The following is a 16,793-nucleotide window of genomic DNA, read 5'->3' as shown; positions in this document are numbered from 1 at the left end:
GTGCATCCCCTAATATCCATTTTAAATTCAAAAATAAAGAAACCACCAACCCCATCTTTCGAAGGGGTCGCCATTCTAACCAAGTTATCCACATCTGTCAGGCAAATTTATGAGACTTTTGCCGAAAAAGAAAGCATTTGATTATAAATTTAAATTTAAAACCACTTGTGTATAACTTTTTGCACAAGCTGTGGATAGTTTTGATTTTAAAGTTATCCACAATTTATAAAATTAATAAAAACATGGTTATCCACAAAGTAACTTTATGTTTACTAATATAAAAACATCAATTTCCACAGAAAAACTGGATGCTAATAAGAATAAATTTAAATTTTAAAATTTGAATTTACTTATAGGATAGGATTGGATTGTGGATAACTAAGCATATCGAAATTTAAATTTAAAATCCAAGAATTAAATTTAAAATTAGAATCTTGATTGTTGATAAGCCTGTATGTAAGCTGTGAATATAGTTGAATATTGATATAATATAAAGAGATAGCTTGTGTATATTTTTTGTTTTCCATTATATGAAATATTTACTAGGTGTCTTATTGCTTCAAAACAGAACAAACAAAATGTAAAGTTTTTGATTTTCCATTGACAGCGTAAACATTGCACAATAAAATCGCGGACCTTTATAGAAAGATCATTTTGGGAGTTTCGATATGAAACGTACTTTCCAACCATCTGAATTAAAGCGTAAACGCGTTCATGGTTTCCGCGCTCGTATGGCTACTAAAGCAGGTCGTCAAGTTTTAGCTCGTCGTCGTGCAAAAGGTCGTCATAGCTTAACTGTTTAATACTGTTAAGCTGACCAGATTTGGGTGATGGCACTTTACAGTTTCGGCATTGAATCTCGTATTCGTTGTGCCGCTGATTACAAAAGTGTATTTGATGGTGCACTTTTTAAAGTGCACCAGCCCCATTTCCTTTTTTTAGCAAGATTAACCGAACAGCCAAACAGCCGTTTGGGTATTGTTGTTGCTAAAAAGAAAGTGCGTCGTGCTCATGAACGAAATCGAATAAAACGTCTTGCTCGGGAGAGCTTTCGCTTACACAAAGTGCAATTTAATGCTGATATCGATATTGTGGTAATGCCTAAAGTTGGTATAGAAGCAATCGCAAATCAAGAATTACATCAACAATTAGAGTTTGCTTGGCAAAAATTACAACGCTTAGCAAAAAAGCATTCAAAAGCTGTTATAACATCCTCACAAAATTAGAGATCTCCAATGGTACGATTACTACATTGGTTGATAAGATGTTACCAGATTGCTATTAGTCCATTATTGGGTCCTCGTTGTCGCTATATTCCTACTTGCTCGCAATATGCGATTGAAGCATTGCAAACACATGGTACGGTCAAAGGTGTCTGGTTATCGACTAAACGAATTTGCCGTTGTCATCCTTGGGGCGGCTCAGGCTACGATCCAGTACCACGCAAAGCACTTCGTTTTATTTCGTTTCATCAAATAGATTCTCAAATGCATCACGTTGCTGTACCCTTTCGTGATCGTTTATTCAAGCAAAATCTCTCTAACCATTTGGGATTATAGATATGCAACAATGGGCCAGATTTGCAATTCTTGGAGCCATGTTTGTTACCGCATATTTGCTTATTTTGGCTTGGCAAAAAGATTATGGTCATGCTGCACCAGCACCGCAACAACAAGCGGCGACTGTGACTGCACATGAAGTATCAGCAGATTTGCCAAACGCTCAAAATGCAACAGCGGCTTCAGACTTGCCACAAGCAAATGTGACTGCATCACAAACCACAGAACATAATACATCTGTGAGTCAGCAACTGATTTCAGTACAAACTGACCTTTATCACCTTTGGATCAATCCAAAAGGTGGTGATATCGTCCGTATTGAATTGTTAAGCCATGATGAAAGCAAAGACAGCGACAAACCGTTTGTCATGCTGGAAAGTGATGCGAAACGTACCTACGTCGCTCAATCGGGGTTAATTGGTTTAAATGGGCCAGATAGCAGCCGTGGCGGCCGTCCAATGTATGATGTTGAGAAAACAGCATACACCTTGGCAGATGCGAAAAGTGTAGCGTCGAAAGATGGTAAAACACATCAAGTGTTGACTGTGCCGTTGGTATTTAAAACACCTGAAGGTGTGGAAGTGATCAAGTCGTTCACCTTCACGCAAGGCGATTACCCAATTACTGTTAAACATCAAGTTATTAACCGTAGTCAGCAAAACTGGCAAGGTCAAATGTTTGGTCAGTTAAAGCGTGATAATTCGGATGATCCAGGCAAGTCTTCACAAGGTATTTTCACCTTAGGTACTTATCTTGGTGGCGCTTGGGGTACACCAGAAGCGCATTATAACAAGTTAAAATTTGCCAATTTTAATGACGAAAAATTAAATGTTGAAGCCAAAGGTGGCTGGGTTGCCATGGTTCAGCATTATTTTGTCAGTGCTTGGATTCCTGGGAATTTAAAACTGACTCAGGCTGATGGTCAGCCTTATGCTGCGAAATTAGAATCACGTCAGTCTAATGATAAAATGAATATCATGGGCTTTACCTCTCCTGTGATCAATGTCCCTGCTGGTACTTCAATGGAAGTAGACGCAAAATTGTATGCCGGTCCAAAAGTTCAATCTGAACTTAAAGATTTAGCTGCTGGTTTAAACCAAACTGTAGACTATGGTTGGTTATGGCCGATCGCTAAATTATTGTTCTTGGGCTTGCAATTTTTCCATAACATTATCGGTAACTGGGGATGGTCAATTATCTTATTGACGATCTTAGTGAAGTTGATTTTATGGCCACTTTCTTCAAAAAGTTATCGTTCGATGGCGAAAATGCGTGTGATTGCACCAGAAATGCAACGCATGAAAGAAGAATTTGGCGAAGACCGCATGCGTTTCTCTCAAGAAATGATGGCACTTTATAAGCGTGAACAAGTTAACCCATTGTCTGGTTGCTTGCCATTGCTATTACAAATGCCAATTTTCTTAGCCTTGTATTGGGTATTGATGGAATCTGTTGAACTCCGTCATGCACCGTGGTTAGGTTGGATTCAAGATTTATCTGCGATGGATCCATGGTTTATCTTGCCGTTGATCATGGGTGTGACCATGTTCGTTCAGCAAATGTTGAACCCTCAACCAACTGATCCAATGCAAGCCAAAGTATTCCGTATCATGCCAATTATGTTTACGGTATTCATGTTGTTCTTCCCTGCAGGCCTCGTGCTTTACTGGATCGTCAACAATAGTATTACCATTTTGCAACAATGGTTTATTAACAAAGGTGTCGAAAAAGACCGTCTCAACAAAGTTGAGCCGAGCGCTTAAGTTCGAACTTTTACTGAATAAATCCGCTTAAGATGGTAATCTTAGGCGGATTTTTCTTTGTCTGTATTTAGGGTTCCTGTTTCATAACCCTTGTGTTTTTTAGGTGAATTTAACATGCAACATCAAACCACAATTGCTGCGATTGCTACCCCATTAGGTCGTGGTGGTGTGGGCGTGATTCGACTTTCTGGCCCTAAAGCTTATGCCATTGCTGAACAGTTGACCCAAAAACAATTACCTGCTGCACGAATGGCAGGCTTCCGTCAGTTTTGTGATGCCGATGGCTCGGTGATGGATGAAGGGATCGTATTATGTTTCCCTAACCCACATTCGTTTACGGGTGAAGATGTGGTGGAGTTACAAGGGCATGGTGGTCCTGTGATTCAGAATGCGTTATTAGCACGTTTACTTGACTTGGGTGCTACTGCTGCAAAAGCAGGTGAATTTTCTATGCGTGCTTTTGAAAATGGCAAAATGGATTTGGTGCAAGCAGAAGCAATTGCCGATTTGATTGATGCCACTTCACAGGCGGCAGCACGTTCTGCCGTCCGCTCTTTGCAAGGTGTATTCTCAACCAAAATTAATACAGTTTTAGAAAAACTAATTCACTTGCGTTTGCATGTCGAAGCGGCGATTGATTTCCCTGAAGAAGAAATTGATTTCCTTGCCGATGGCAAGATTCTGGCTTTGTTGGATGAGGTACAGGACTCAGTTCAAGCGGTACAGCAGTCTGCTCGTCAAGGACAGCTATTGCGTGAAGGTTTACAGGTGGTGATTGCGGGTAAGCCAAATGCAGGTAAATCCAGCCTGTTGAACGCGCTCGCAGGCCATGAGCGTGCCATTGTGACTGATATTGCAGGTACTACTCGTGATGTACTACATGAAAAGATCAGTTTAAATGGCTTGCCGATAACCCTAACTGATACTGCAGGTTTGCGTGAAACTGGCGATATCGTTGAGCAAGAAGGGATTCGTCGTGCAATCAAGGAAATCGAACAGGCAGATTTATTGCTGTTGGTGTATGACTTGAATCAAGGTGATGAACCATTGGAGCTTGCACATGAGTATTTTGCTGATCATTTAGAACCCAAAAGGTTGCTATTGATTGGCAATAAATGCGATTTAACGGGGCAAGATGCCACATTAAGTGATTATCAAGGCTTCCGTCATATCAGTGTCTCCGCAAAACAAGATATGGGTGTTCAGGCGCTCATAGAGGCGATTACAACGCATGCGGGCTTCCAACCTGAGGAAGACACCTTTATCGCCCGAACACGTCATTTAGATGCAATGAAGCGTACTCAGCGTTATCTTGCAGAAGCACGTGAGCAGTTAGTTGTGTTTAATGCAGGTGAACTGGTAGCTGAATCACTGCGACTGGCTCAAAATGCGTTGGGCGAAATCACTGGTGATTTCAGTGCCGATGATTTACTCGGAAAGATTTTTGGTTCGTTCTGTATTGGAAAGTAATTTTTTAAGAGTCTAAAATTTTATATAGGCATTAAGAATATCTTCTTAGTGCTTTTTTTGTAGAATTTATTGCGTATTTTATCCCAAATAAAGAATTAATTTTTTTAGATTAATAAGTAACAGCTAAAAAGTAAACATGTATGTTGTTTAAATTAATAAATAAAATACAATCACTTATGGTGGTTTTTGATTTTTTACGTATGTTTAATTGCCTAAATACACTTAAAAATTATTAATTCGTTTCATTATTTTGCTTATATAGCTTGAATTTATCTTGTGAATATAAATTAATATATTTTAAAATTAGTGATGAGAAACTGATTAAATTCTAAAATTAATATTAGGTTATATACCGTGAACTATTTTATTTTGGCTGTATTTTTTTGTATGTTTTCAACATTTATTTATGCGAAAACAGAGATCTATCAATGTAAAGAGAATGGATCTGTTATATTCCAATCCAAACCTTGCAAAGGTACAGGTCAGACTGTAGCTGATAAGGTCAAAGAACAACAACAAGCAAAAGAACGTAAACTTGCTGAAATTCAGGAAAAAGAAAAACTTTTACAAGAGAGATTAAAGCACCAACCGAAAAAAGAAGTCGGTTTTAAAGCAACTATCATAAATTTTAAGAATAAAATGATTCGTTATTGGCATGCTTTAAAGAAGAAATTTTCAATTGATTCCTAAAATATTGAATATAAATCTTTAGATTTTTAAAAAACAGCCTAAATAATTCCTATTATTTAGGCTGTTTTTTTATGTTTAAACGCCTTGCATTTCTTGCTCTTCAGAGTCTTCTTTCAGCATATTTAAAGAAGTTGCTGCACTGGCTGGAACACCTTCTTGACGAGTACTTTTCAGCTTAATTTGTAAGCGTAACTCATTCAATGAGTCAGCATTACGTAACGCTTCATCATAACTAATTGCACCTTCGTTATATAAATCAAACAAGGCCTGATCAAAAGTTTGCATACCTAATTCACGAGATTTAGTCATAATTTCTTTAAGATTATGAAATTGACCTTTTAAAATATTTTCTGCAATTAATGGTGTATTCAGTAGAATCTCTACGGCTGCACGACGACCTTGACCATCTTGAGTACGGACCAAGCGTTGAGAAATAATGGCTTTCATATTGGATGAAAGATCCATTAGTAATTGATTGCGACGTTCATCTGGAAAGAAGTTGATAATTCGATCTAAGGCTTGGTTGGCATTGTTTGCGTGGAGCGTCCCTAAACACAGATGCCCTGTTTCAGCGAAAGCAATCGCATGTTCCATGGTTTCAGTATCACGGATTTCACCGATCAGAATTACATCAGGTGCCTGACGCAAAGTGTTTTTTAAGGCATGGTGCCAAGTATGGCAATCTACACCTACTTCTCGGTGGGTAATCATTGATTTCTTATGCTTGTGTACATATTCCACGGGGTCTTCAACCGTAATAATATGCCCCGCCGAATTTTCATTACGATAATCAATCATTGCCGCTAATGAGGTTGATTTACCTGACCCCGTACTTCCTACGACTAATACTAAGCCACGTTTTTCCATCATGACATTTTTCAAAGATTCTGGAAGTTTGAGCTTTTGGAAAGTGGGTATTTCTGAGGTAATAGTTCGGATGACCATGCCGATTTGTAGTTGTTGCTTAAATACATTAACACGAAAACGAGATACATCAGGAATGTTGATTGCGAAATTACATTCCCATTCGTTTTCAAACTCTTGGCGTTGTTTTTCATTCATTAGGCTATATGCAAATAGCTTGGTTTTTTCTGCTGTTAAGATTTGCTGTCCCAACGGACGCATCAAACCTTGTAATTTTATACTCGGTGGAAAGTCTGCTGTAATAAATAAATCTGAGCCGCCATATTCGACCACTTTGGTCAGCATATGAAACATAAACGTTTTGGCTTCTTCTAATAGTTCCGAATTATACATGGATATACCTAAATTTTAAGACAAGACTGAACATAGTCAGAGGATGTGAAGTTAAAACTAATCATGCAAAGGAAAACATATCCTTATTTCTTTAAAATGAAGCCCCAAAAGTTCTGTAATTCATCTCTGTCTATTCAAGCATAATGAAAAAACAGAAGTTGCCTTGCTGATTCTGTTTTAATTATTCCAAAAATAAACCAAACGATCTAGTTTGATTTTTATTTATTATATGAATATCAATACAATGTGAGAATTTTTGTCATTTTTTTACCAAAACGAGCTTTTTTATCTGTGATTTGAAACCACTTTAAAAAAAACAGATGTTCCACGTGAAACATGACGATGATTGGTTGGCTTTTGGTTGTGACTGAGTAAGCTGTGCAATTTATGAGGATAAGCCTGATTAAAATAGCGCTAATTATGAGTTGAGTATGAGACATGTTAAAAAGAATCGCTTTATTTTCATTATTGAGTTGCACATCTGCGATGATTTTTGCAAATGTAGAAACCTTAAAAAATAATTTAAATCAGCAATATCCCAATATTCATGTTAGCAATATTCAAGCAACAGAAATGACAGGACTTTATAGTGCCAATTTAGACAATCAGATTATTTATTTGGATGAAAATGCCCAACATATGTTTATTGGTTCGATGGTTCGTTTAAAAGATCAAAAGAATCTGACCAAGGACTTGGTTCTAAAGCAAAATTCAATTGAATGGAAACAATTACCTTTAAAAGATGCAATAAAAACGGTAAAGGGCAATGGCAAACAGCAGCTCGCTATTTTTTCAGATCCGAATTGCCCATATTGTAAGAAATTAGAAGCTGAACTGGATAAGCTCAATGATGTCACCATTTATACGTTTATCTACCCATTAAAAGCACAATCGATTACGGTCTCAAAATCGATTTGGTGTGATCCTAACCAAGCTTACGCGTGGAAAAATTTATTGCAAAAGAATGTACAGCCTAAAGAAAAAAACTGTGCTAATCCGATTGATCGCAATCTAGAATTAGGGAAAAAATTAGGTATAGAAGGAACGCCAACGCTGATATTCGGGAATGGTCTGAAAATGGTTGGCGGGCGGAGTGCTGAAGACATTCGGATGATTTGGAAAGAACTCGGTTTATAAATAAAAATGCCCAATACATTGTAATAAAATGATTTGGGCATTTTTAATTTATTTTGTTCTAACTTTTCTTGGTGACTAGATTGTAGATGAATAAAATAATAATGGCACCAATGACGGATGCGATAAAGCCAGCCGCTGAGTTTTCACCATATAATCCAAGTAAGCGGCCACCGTAGGTTGCTAATAATGAACCTGCAATCCCTAATAAGGTGGTAACGATAAATCCTGCTTTATCTTCACCAGGATGCAACGCACGGGCAATTAAACCTGCAAAAAAACCGACCACAATCGCTACAATGAGAGACCACATCACCTTTTCTCCTTGTTTTACCATAGTATTTGTTTGTTATTATCCTGCTAGATTTAGCCTAACTCTGTCTGTAGTGGATTACTGAGTTATGTCGTATTTTTGTGCAATCTTTATCGTGCTTTGATTAACAAGCTAGAATAAAAAAGGCGCTTTTAGCACCTGAGTCATGCGCTGCTTCGATTACAGCGCAAGATGAAGCTTATAATTTATATATCGTTAGAGCATGTAGTGATTAAAGACCAATTTCACCGATAAAAGGAAGGTGACGATACTTCTGATCAAAATCCAGTCCATAACCAACAATAAAGCGATCTTCGACTTCAAAACCTAAGAATTTTACGTCCAAATCAATTTCACGGCGTGATGGTTTACTCACCAAAGTACACAGTTCAATTGAATTCGGGTTACGTGTTTTAAGCATTTCAACCACTTTGCTCAAGGTATTGCCTGAATCAATAATATCTTCAACAACAAGCACATCTTTACCGTGAATCTCGCCATCAAGGTCTTTTAAAATTTTGACATCGCGGGTTGAAACCGTCCCGCCACCATAGCTAGACACGGTCATAAAATCGAGTTCGTGTGGTTTTTCGATTGAACGGCATAAATCTGCCATAAAAATGACTGAGCCACGCAGTAAGCCAATCAATACCAGTTCTTTATCACTTTGAGCATAGTGTGCATTGATCTTTTCACCAAGTTCTTTGACTTTGGCTTGAATCTCTTCGCTCGAAATCATAATGCGCATTGCAATGGTCATCGGTAGATTCCTAAAACTTAAAAAAGGGAAAATAAAAAAGGTGTTGACCTGCAACACCTCGTAATCTTGAGCTAATATGGCAATTTTAAAACAAAATCAGATTTCATGCACCTTTTGATGGTGAAGAAAATGTTTCATTTTGAGCAGATGTACTGTCACGTTTCAATAGCACTACAGATCCAATAGCCAACAATAAAAATCCAAACTTTTGTTTGTTTAAAATTTTAGTTTTGACTATAGGCTTTTTGTCCATAGATATAGGTTGCCTCGACATTTCGATCATCCCCCATGGTAAATAATGCAAATAGACTATCTTCAAGTGATTTAGCACGAGACTGACGTAATTGTTGCAATGCTGTTGGCTTGAGATTTAACACCACAAAATCAGCTTCTTTACCCAAATTGAAGTTACCTAGCTTGTCATCGAGATCTAAGGCTTTTGCACCGCCTAAGGTCGCATGATACAGCGATTCGTAAGCTGATAATTTGTCAGCTTGCAACTGTTGTACTTTGTAAGCCTCATTGACCGTTTGCAATAGACTAAAAGAAGTCCCTGCCCCAATATCGGTTCCCAAACCGACCTTAACCTGTTGCTGCCATGTCTTTTTCAATGGGAATAAACCACTGCCTAAGAACAAATTTGAGGTTGGGCAGAACGCAATTGCAGAGTCAGTCTCATGCATACATTGCCATTCAGCATCTTCTAAATGAACGCAGTGAGCAAATACGGAACGCTGACCCGTTAAGCCATAATGATGATAGACATCTAAATAACCCTTTTGTACTGGGAATAGATCTTTGACCCATGCAATTTCATCTTTATTTTCGCTTAGATGAGTATGTACATAAACATCAGGATATTCAGCTTTGAGTTGCCCTGCTCTTTCAAGTTGTTCATGTGTAGAGGTTGGAGCAAAGCGTGGGGTGATGGCATATAAAGCACGACCTTGACCATGCCACTTCTCAATGAGTGCCTTAGAATCATCATAGGCGCTCTCTGCGGTATCACACAGGGCTTCAGGTGCATGACGATCCATCATGACTTTACCTGCAATTAGACGCATCTGATGATTTTCTGCGGCTTCAAATAAAGCATCTACTGATTCAGGATGAACCGTACAAAATACCAGTGCAGTGGTTGTGCCATTTTTAAGCAGTTCATTCACAAAAAACTTGGCGATCTCGCTCGCATAAGTTTTGTCTTTAAACTGGATTTCAGTTGGGAAAGTATAAGTGTTTAACCAGCTTAAAAGCTGTTCGCCGTAAGCACCGACCATTTCCGTTTGTGGAAAGTGAATATGCGTATCGATCATGCCTGGGATGATCAATTGTTCTGGATAATGCTGAATATCAACGTTTGCAGGAAGATGGTCTTGAGCATCGTTCCACGTGCCAAACCAGCGAATTTTGCCTTGTTCCGTGATGATGACACCATCTTCGAGATAACGGACTTGATCTGCAATTTGATTTGCTTGAGCAACAGTTTTTTGAATATCTAAGAAGCGACCACGGATAACAGTGATGGGAGTAGCCAAAGTCATAACAACCTACAATTTTACTTTTTTCGATTGATTGTACTCGATTTTGCTGGTTTTACTGGATTATTCGTCTAATTTAAGTATAGAAAGCCGAGCGAGGTATGAGTAATTGATTGAATCAATTCACTTTACTTTTCGGTGTAAATACGTAAATTGTCAGCAATAATTATACTTTTTGGAAAAAATAAAGATGTATTATTGGAATACCAAAGCATTAGCACATGAGTTGGCTGAGGACACTCTAAGTAAACAACATTATAAAAACTATTATCTCGCAGCGGCATTGGTGGTGAGTGCTGTGTACTATTACGGTATGTATTCCCCTTATTCTGATATTCGAGTTATTGGGATTGAAGCTGCGTTGACCCTATTGATTATGCTGATTGGGATTCAACGGACTTATCAAGCCAATGGCGCTGATCAAGGTGTCCATTTCTTAAATCGAGTCACGGCGTTGTCTTTTCCTATTTTGATGCAAAATACTGTGTTTGGAATTGTTTTTGGGCTAGTTTTATTGGGAATTTATCAATATTTTGGTTTAGCGCAAACAGCATTTGAAATGTGGTACGAATGGTGTGTTTCGGCTTTTACCATTTTTCTGCAAATTTTATTTTTTACTCGTTTGGTGTCTTATATAAAACGGGTTGCAGCGCATAGGATTTAAAGAATTAAAAGATATGAGTAAATTTTTAATTATTCCGATTCAATTGGATTATGGGGCAGAAGGCGCATTGTGGTATACCCCATATCAATCCTATAAAGAAATTATTAAGTACTGGCAAGCCATGGAGCAAGTAGGCTATCGCCATCCAACCAATTTAAGCCATTTATTTCCTCAAGGAAAACTCCAATACTTTGGAAGTAAAGATATGGGATTCTTTGATGATTTGTATTTTTCTGCACCACTTCGAATCATGATTGATGATAATTATTCTTCCTTTTTAAAATTTAAGGGTAAAGAATATTTTCATAAGGGGAAATTGTTCTTATAGTTCATGTTAAGGCTTGAATGATTCAATCTGCAAATTATTCCACAAAATAATGTGCGGCAAAATGGGCATCATTGCCAATAATGTCGTAGCAGTCTTCTCGAATAGACATGCCAGCACATTGATGTCCGACCATCCATAAACCGAGCGTTGGTAGCTGTCCTGAAAATAATGGAGTCTCTACCCATTTTTGTACCACATAGCCATATTTATCATAGTCATCAAAATAGAAACTACCAGAAGCAGCTCCTTGATCTTGACCATCTTGCAATACTCGGATATTCGCCCCTTCCCTTGCTAAGATCGGTTTTTTCACCCATTTGCCAGAGAATTTTTGCTGTGGATCAAAATGATGAGTCTCGACCAAAAGTGGGTGATTTGGATAGCGTTTCCAAAGTTCGACTAAAATCGCTTTATTGGAGAGTAGCATTTTCCAACATGGTTCGATCCAATTCGATTGCGGACTCAGATATTGAGAGAATGATTCTTCCCAAATCCATTCCCAAGGATATAACTTGAATAGGTTTTGAATCGGTCGATTATTCAGATCAACAAAACGTTGTCCATTCCAGCCAATATTTTCCATTGAAAGTTCAGAAACTTGTAGATGCGCTTGAAAAGCCGTATCCATTAAATATTCTAGATTGCCCCAATCCTCTCGCCCTGCCTCCTGACAGGCTGCAAAATGCACGTGACTTCCTCGCGGTAGAATCGTTCCCCAACGCTTAATCAAGTCTTCGTGAATACTGTTAAACTGATCTCGATTCGAAATCCCAGATACTTGTTCGATCCAGAGCCATTGTGCTACTGATGCCTCTAACAGTCCTGTGGGAGTATCAGCATTGTATTCCAGCATTTTGATATTGCGCCCATCATAGGCAAAGTCAAAGCGTCCATATAGCATTGGCGCATTTTGTCGCCAAGACTGCTCGATTTGTGCAATTGCGGCAGATGGAATCTGGAAATAATCAGGATAATTACCGCGTTGAATCAAATCACTTGTCACAGCTAAACACATTTGGTGGAGCTCATTGGCTGCATCTTCAAGCTGTTCAATTTGCTTCAATGTAAATTCGTAGGCAATTCCTTCTGACCAATAAATCGAACCATCCAGTGAGGGTAAGTTAAAGTAGTCAAAACCAATCTTTTGGTGCTCAAGCTGCCAGTCGGTACGCGGTGTAAGGATTTTTCTTTTCATCTTGAGTTTCAGTCTTTTAATTAGCCACCAAATGATGAGCCGCCACGACCGAAACCGCCACGAATAGGTGATGATACAGAATAGCGTTTTGCAGTGGTTGAAATTGAAGGTTGTCCCACACTGAGATTGGTATGTGGTCTCAAGGTGTTGCCTTTAAAAGAGACTTCACGATTATGTTGATAATATTGTGGTCCTAAATAACGCCCAGAACCAAAGCCACCATAATAACGAACGCCAGCAGTAGAACTTCCACCCCCTGAGCTATTTTCTTCTTCACAAGTTTCAGTATTCCAGTCTGTTGCACAATCATATTGATTGTTATAAACATCTTGTACTAGCGGCCCATCATTATGGCTGCAAGCACTCAGTAATAATGGTACAACTACAAGATTAATTTTTTTAGAACGCATGAGACCCCACTCATTTTAATTTGCTTGATCGACATAAATATGTGAGCAAGTCTTGTTTATTATGTTTCTGATTAAGAAAGATAAAAGTGATAAGCCGACATATCATATTGATCTGTTTTTTTAATGTATAGTCTATTCTTATATTTTAAATAATAGGGCATCCAAATTTTTATTAGATGCCCTATATGATGTATTAAGATTGCGGTTGTTTTTTGTTGTGACGTAATGACAAATAAGCAGTGATTGTCAAAGTTACAATAATAAAGCCGAGTGAGATCCAGATTGGCATATGGAATACATCAAGCAATAACATCTTCGCACCAATAAACAATAAGATAATGCCTAAACCATAAGGCAAATAATGTAATTTAGATGCAGCGCCAGCAAGTAAGAAGAACATTGCACGTAGGCCTAGAATCGCCATCAGGTTTGCAGTCAGGACAATGAACGGGTCACTGGTTACCGCGAAAATCGCAGGAATAGAGTCAACCGCGAAAATAACATCAGATGCTTCAACTAAGATTAAAACTAAAAATAAAGGTGTTGCCCATAACACGCCATTTTGACGGACGAAAAATTTATTACCTTCAAGTTGAGGGGTAATACGCATGTGTTTGCGTAACCATTTCAGTAATTTAATATCTTCAATATTGGTTTCTTCGTCTTGACCTTTCAGGAATTTAAAACCTGTATACACAAGGAATGCACCGAAGATATAAAGTACCCAAGAAAATTCTTGAACGAACCAAGCCCCAATAAAGATAAAGATGGTTCTTAAAACAATCGCACCTAATACACCATAAAGTAAGATTTTACGTTGCAATGCAGATGGAATTGCAAATGCTGCGAAGATCATCAGCCAAACGAAGACATTATCGATTGCCAGTGATTTTTCCAGTAGATAACCTGCGAAGTATTCCATGGTTTTTTGATTCGCAAGGGTGAGTCCTACTGTTTGCTGTAGATAGAGCCACAAGCCCCCACCAAATAGGATTGCTACAGTGACCCAAGCAATACTCCAGTAAGCGGCTTGCTTGATTGGAACATCTTGATTTTGTTTTTGTTTAAAGCCTAAAAAATCGACCAAAAGCATGACTGTGACAAGGCCGAAGAATACGACATACAGCCATAGATTACCGATAGTTTCCATCACAACTCCCTATCTAGCAACTGGACATAAAAAAACCTTGACCAGTTGCTAGATGAATAAATACATCTGTTTCAACATGATCAAGGTCTTGCCTACATCACAAATTGATTGTGATGCTCAGAGTCCGACTTTTTGCAAAGTGTAATGACGAAGCTCTGACACCTAAGTATTTAAACTACACTACCTAGGTTTGGAGGAGGCTACTCCCCTTGTCAAACTAATTCTGTATGGATGGTGACATCCAAATGTGTATATAGAATTACACATTTTTAGCAAATGTGCAAATCTTCAGCAAATTAAGTCAGGATTAAAAATTTTCAAAATCTCTGCGCGTAAAAACTGATGTCTTGCATTGTGTTTGACATGCTCATGCCAATACATACCCATATTGATTTTGGGTAATTCAATCGGAAGTGCATGAATCTGTAAATCTTTTGAATAGTGTAAATGTTTAAGGATACTTTGAGGGATAGTCAGTATTGCATCTGGATGCTGCGCTAATACCTGTAAAGCTGTCGAATAGTGCTGGCAGCGTAGAAAAATTTGCCGAGACAATTGTTGGCGATTAAGATAAATATCTTCCAATAATAAGCCTGTACGCCGTGATGAGACACCAATGTGTGGTGATGATAAATACAGAGATAAATCCATTTCAGCTTGCTGAGTACAGACCACAAAATGATCTTCAATCAGGTTTTCAAACTGTAAATTGGCTTGATATGGCTGTACTAAATCAATTACAAAATCAATTTGTTGTGCAGAAAGATCAGCCAACATATTTTTACGATCGAGTTTAGAGCTAAAAAACTGGATATTGAGATTTTGCTTGGCAAAGTGATTGACCAATTGAGGAAAAATAATGGGTTCGATTTCATCATGAATCGCGATTTTTATACTTTGTAGCATGCTCGGCATAAAATCTTGCTGAGGCATAGCGATCTTTTGAATACTCAATAAAGCCATTTGAATCGGCTGATAAATTTGCTCGGCATAGGGGGTGGGTAGCATTTTTTGCCCACTACGCACAAACAGTTCATCTTTAAGTTGTACACGTAAACGTTGTAAAGCATGACTGACCGCAGATTGGCTGATACAGAGCAGTTGTGCAGCTTTAGAAATACTTTTTTGTTCAAAAATCGCAATAAAAAGCGGATATAAATTAATATCAATTCGATGAAAATGTCCCACTTCCAATGGGTTGCTATTATGAATCTGATTCATAGTTTTGAATAAAATAAAATCATTTCATTCATAATAAATTTTCGCTTATGGTGATGTAAAGCAGCGAATCAATATTCGCCACATTTTACATTGAGGGAAATGATGATGTTTGCATTATCTGAGCGCGCACAGGATTTTATTGCACGAACGCAAGCCTTTATTCAAGAAGAAATAGAACCGATTGAAAAAGCATTTTGGGATGAAGTGCATCATTTAAATGTCGATGGGGACTGGACCAAATGGCAATGGCCAGCGCAACTCGAACAGCTCAAGAATAAAGCTAAAGCGGCTGGCTTATGGAATATGTTTTTGCCCGATGAGGAATTGGGTGCTGGTTTATCGGTTCAGGAATATGCGCATATTGCCGAACTGACTGGACGTAGCTTACTTGCACCAACCGTATTTAACTGTAATGCGCCTGATAGCGGCAATATGGAAGTGTTGTGGCGTTATGGTAGCGATGAGCAAAAACGACAATGGTTACAACCCCTGCTTGCTGGTGAAATCCGTTCAGTTTTCTGTATGACTGAGCCTGCGGTGGCTTCTAGTGATGCTACTAATATGCAGGCCACTGCAGTGATTGAAGGTGATGAAATTGTCTTGAATGGGCGTAAATGGTGGTCATCGGGCTTGGGTGATCCCAATGCCAAAGTGATTATTTTCATGGCCTATACCCCAGATCCTAACAAAGACCGTCATCATCAACATTCAATGGTAATTGTGCCGATTGATACGCAAGGCGTGACCATTGAACGTATGCTGCCTGTGTTTGGTGATTACGATGCGCCGCATGGGCATGGACAGGTCAGTTTTGACAATGTGCGTGTACCCGTCAGCAGTTTTATTGGCGGCGCTGGGCAAGGTTTTGAAATTGCCCAAGGCCGTTTAGGGCCAGGGCGTATTCACCATTGTATGCGTTGTATTGGTGCTGCTGAAAAAGCTTTGGAGCTGATGATTGATCGTGGCATGTCACGCAAAGCTTTTGGTAAAGAGATTCTGAAACTGGGCGGTAATTTAGAGCGTGTTGCAGATGCACGTGTGCAGATCGATCAGGCGCGATTATTAACGCTATATGCCGCTTATAAGATGGATACCTTAGGCAATATGGCGGCTCTGACAGAGATTTCTGCAATCAAAGTAGTGGCACCGACGGTATTACAACATGTGGTCGATATGGCAATTCAGATTCATGGTGGTGAAGGCGTTTCACGCGATACCCCACTGACAGCCTTTTTCAATCAAGCGCGTAGTTTACGTTTGGCCGATGGGCCTGATGAAGTCCATAAAGGCATGATTGCCAAATTAGAACTGAAAAAACGTGGCTATGCTCGTTCATAAGGA

18 protein-coding genes are annotated in these 16,793 nt (G+C 38.6%); 10 read left to right on the top strand and 8 right to left on the bottom strand.

Going from position 1 to position 16,793, the window contains the following annotated elements; genetic code table 11:
• Positions 1–668: 668 nt before the first annotated feature.
• From rpmH to ACN19N_RS15655, 6 genes are all read left to right on the top strand, one after another.
• Positions 669–803, top strand: coding sequence for a 50S ribosomal protein L34 (gene rpmH, locus ACN19N_RS15680; protein WP_000831329.1), 135 nt, complete (start codon positions 669–671; stop codon positions 801–803).
• Between the two features lie 27 nt (positions 804–830).
• Complete coding sequence (rnpA, locus tag ACN19N_RS15675) at positions 831–1,226, top strand: ribonuclease P protein component (protein WP_420001729.1); 396 nt, start codon at positions 831–833, stop codon at positions 1,224–1,226.
• 9 nt (positions 1,227–1,235) lie between these two features.
• The gene (yidD, locus tag ACN19N_RS15670; protein ID WP_269229233.1) at positions 1,236–1,559 is read left to right on the top strand and encodes a membrane protein insertion efficiency factor YidD; all 324 of its coding nucleotides are present in this window, start codon (positions 1,236–1,238) and stop codon (positions 1,557–1,559) included.
• A gap of 2 nt (positions 1,560–1,561) precedes the next feature.
• A complete protein-coding gene (gene yidC / locus ACN19N_RS15665) occupies positions 1,562–3,322 on the top strand; it encodes a membrane protein insertase YidC (protein ID WP_269229232.1) in 1,761 nt (586 codons plus the stop codon).
• Between the two features lie 114 nt (positions 3,323–3,436).
• Positions 3,437–4,792 (top strand): tRNA uridine-5-carboxymethylaminomethyl(34) synthesis GTPase MnmE, encoded by a 1,356-nt coding sequence (mnmE, locus tag ACN19N_RS15660; RefSeq protein WP_269229231.1) that lies wholly within the window; start codon positions 3,437–3,439, stop codon positions 4,790–4,792.
• 354 nt (positions 4,793–5,146) lie between these two features.
• Positions 5,147–5,482: a hypothetical protein gene (locus tag ACN19N_RS15655; RefSeq protein WP_004660542.1), complete on the top strand. Its 336-nt coding sequence runs from the start codon at positions 5,147–5,149 to the stop codon at positions 5,480–5,482.
• A 75-nt stretch (positions 5,483–5,557) separates the two neighbouring features.
• On the opposite strand, the gene ACN19N_RS15650 is transcribed toward ACN19N_RS15655, so the two are convergent.
• Positions 5,558–6,739 carry a PilT/PilU family type 4a pilus ATPase gene (locus ACN19N_RS15650; protein WP_269229228.1) on the bottom strand — a complete coding sequence of 394 codons (1,182 nt, stop codon included), beginning with the start codon at positions 6,737–6,739 and terminating at the stop codon, positions 5,558–5,560.
• 438 nt (positions 6,740–7,177) lie between these two features.
• Between ACN19N_RS15650 and ACN19N_RS15645 the strand changes: the two genes are divergently transcribed.
• Positions 7,178–7,876, top strand: a complete 699-nt coding sequence (locus tag ACN19N_RS15645) for a DsbC family protein (protein WP_269229227.1) — start codon at positions 7,178–7,180, stop codon at positions 7,874–7,876.
• Between the two features lie 58 nt (positions 7,877–7,934).
• On the opposite strand, the gene ACN19N_RS15640 is transcribed toward ACN19N_RS15645, so the two are convergent.
• The 3 genes from ACN19N_RS15640 to guaD all read right to left on the bottom strand — a co-directional run bounded on the left by ACN19N_RS15640 (position 7,935) and on the right by guaD (position 10,487).
• The gene (locus ACN19N_RS15640; protein ID WP_004660536.1) at positions 7,935–8,186 is read right to left on the bottom strand and encodes a GlsB/YeaQ/YmgE family stress response membrane protein; all 252 of its coding nucleotides are present in this window, start codon (positions 8,184–8,186) and stop codon (positions 7,935–7,937) included.
• A 232-nt stretch (positions 8,187–8,418) separates the two neighbouring features.
• A complete protein-coding gene (gene hpt / locus ACN19N_RS15635; RefSeq protein WP_018679859.1) occupies positions 8,419–8,946 on the bottom strand; it encodes a hypoxanthine phosphoribosyltransferase in 528 nt (175 codons plus the stop codon).
• Between the two features lie 224 nt (positions 8,947–9,170).
• Complete coding sequence (gene guaD / locus ACN19N_RS15630) at positions 9,171–10,487, bottom strand: guanine deaminase (RefSeq protein WP_293737884.1); 1,317 nt, start codon at positions 10,485–10,487, stop codon at positions 9,171–9,173.
• A 187-nt stretch (positions 10,488–10,674) separates the two neighbouring features.
• Here guaD and ACN19N_RS15625 point away from each other — a divergent pair, with 187 nt between their 5' ends.
• Positions 10,675–11,148 carry a hypothetical protein gene (locus ACN19N_RS15625; protein ID WP_269238788.1) on the top strand — a complete coding sequence of 158 codons (474 nt, stop codon included), beginning with the start codon at positions 10,675–10,677 and terminating at the stop codon, positions 11,146–11,148.
• A gap of 13 nt (positions 11,149–11,161) precedes the next feature.
• The gene (locus tag ACN19N_RS15620; RefSeq protein WP_269238787.1) at positions 11,162–11,476 is read left to right on the top strand and encodes a hypothetical protein; all 315 of its coding nucleotides are present in this window, start codon (positions 11,162–11,164) and stop codon (positions 11,474–11,476) included.
• A gap of 34 nt (positions 11,477–11,510) precedes the next feature.
• On the opposite strand, the gene ACN19N_RS15615 is transcribed toward ACN19N_RS15620, so the two are convergent.
• The 4 genes from ACN19N_RS15615 to ACN19N_RS15600 all read right to left on the bottom strand — a co-directional run bounded on the left by ACN19N_RS15615 (position 11,511) and on the right by ACN19N_RS15600 (position 15,452).
• On the bottom strand, positions 11,511–12,671 hold the full coding sequence (locus tag ACN19N_RS15615) for a glutathionylspermidine synthase family protein (protein ID WP_269238786.1): 1,161 nt from the start codon (positions 12,669–12,671) through the stop codon (positions 11,511–11,513).
• A gap of 20 nt (positions 12,672–12,691) precedes the next feature.
• Entirely contained in the window at positions 12,692–13,081 is a 390-nt protein-coding gene (locus ACN19N_RS15610; protein WP_269238785.1) for a hypothetical protein, read from the bottom strand.
• 193 nt (positions 13,082–13,274) lie between these two features.
• Positions 13,275–14,231, bottom strand: coding sequence for a TerC family protein (locus tag ACN19N_RS15605; protein ID WP_420001728.1), 957 nt, complete (start codon positions 14,229–14,231; stop codon positions 13,275–13,277).
• A gap of 288 nt (positions 14,232–14,519) precedes the next feature.
• A complete protein-coding gene (locus tag ACN19N_RS15600) occupies positions 14,520–15,452 on the bottom strand; it encodes a LysR family transcriptional regulator (protein ID WP_420001727.1) in 933 nt (310 codons plus the stop codon).
• 105 nt (positions 15,453–15,557) lie between these two features.
• Here ACN19N_RS15600 and ACN19N_RS15595 point away from each other — a divergent pair, with 105 nt between their 5' ends.
• Positions 15,558–16,790 carry an acyl-CoA dehydrogenase family protein gene (locus ACN19N_RS15595; RefSeq protein WP_420001726.1) on the top strand — a complete coding sequence of 411 codons (1,233 nt, stop codon included), beginning with the start codon at positions 15,558–15,560 and terminating at the stop codon, positions 16,788–16,790.
• Positions 16,791–16,793 lie beyond the last annotated feature (3 nt).

It is taken from the genome of Acinetobacter sp. LF10 (genome assembly GCF_048585715.1).
Taxonomy (GTDB): Bacteria; Pseudomonadota; Gammaproteobacteria; order Pseudomonadales; family Moraxellaceae; genus Acinetobacter.
Note: the sequence above shows the minus strand (reverse complement) of the source record. Positions and strands in the feature narration are given on the sequence as shown.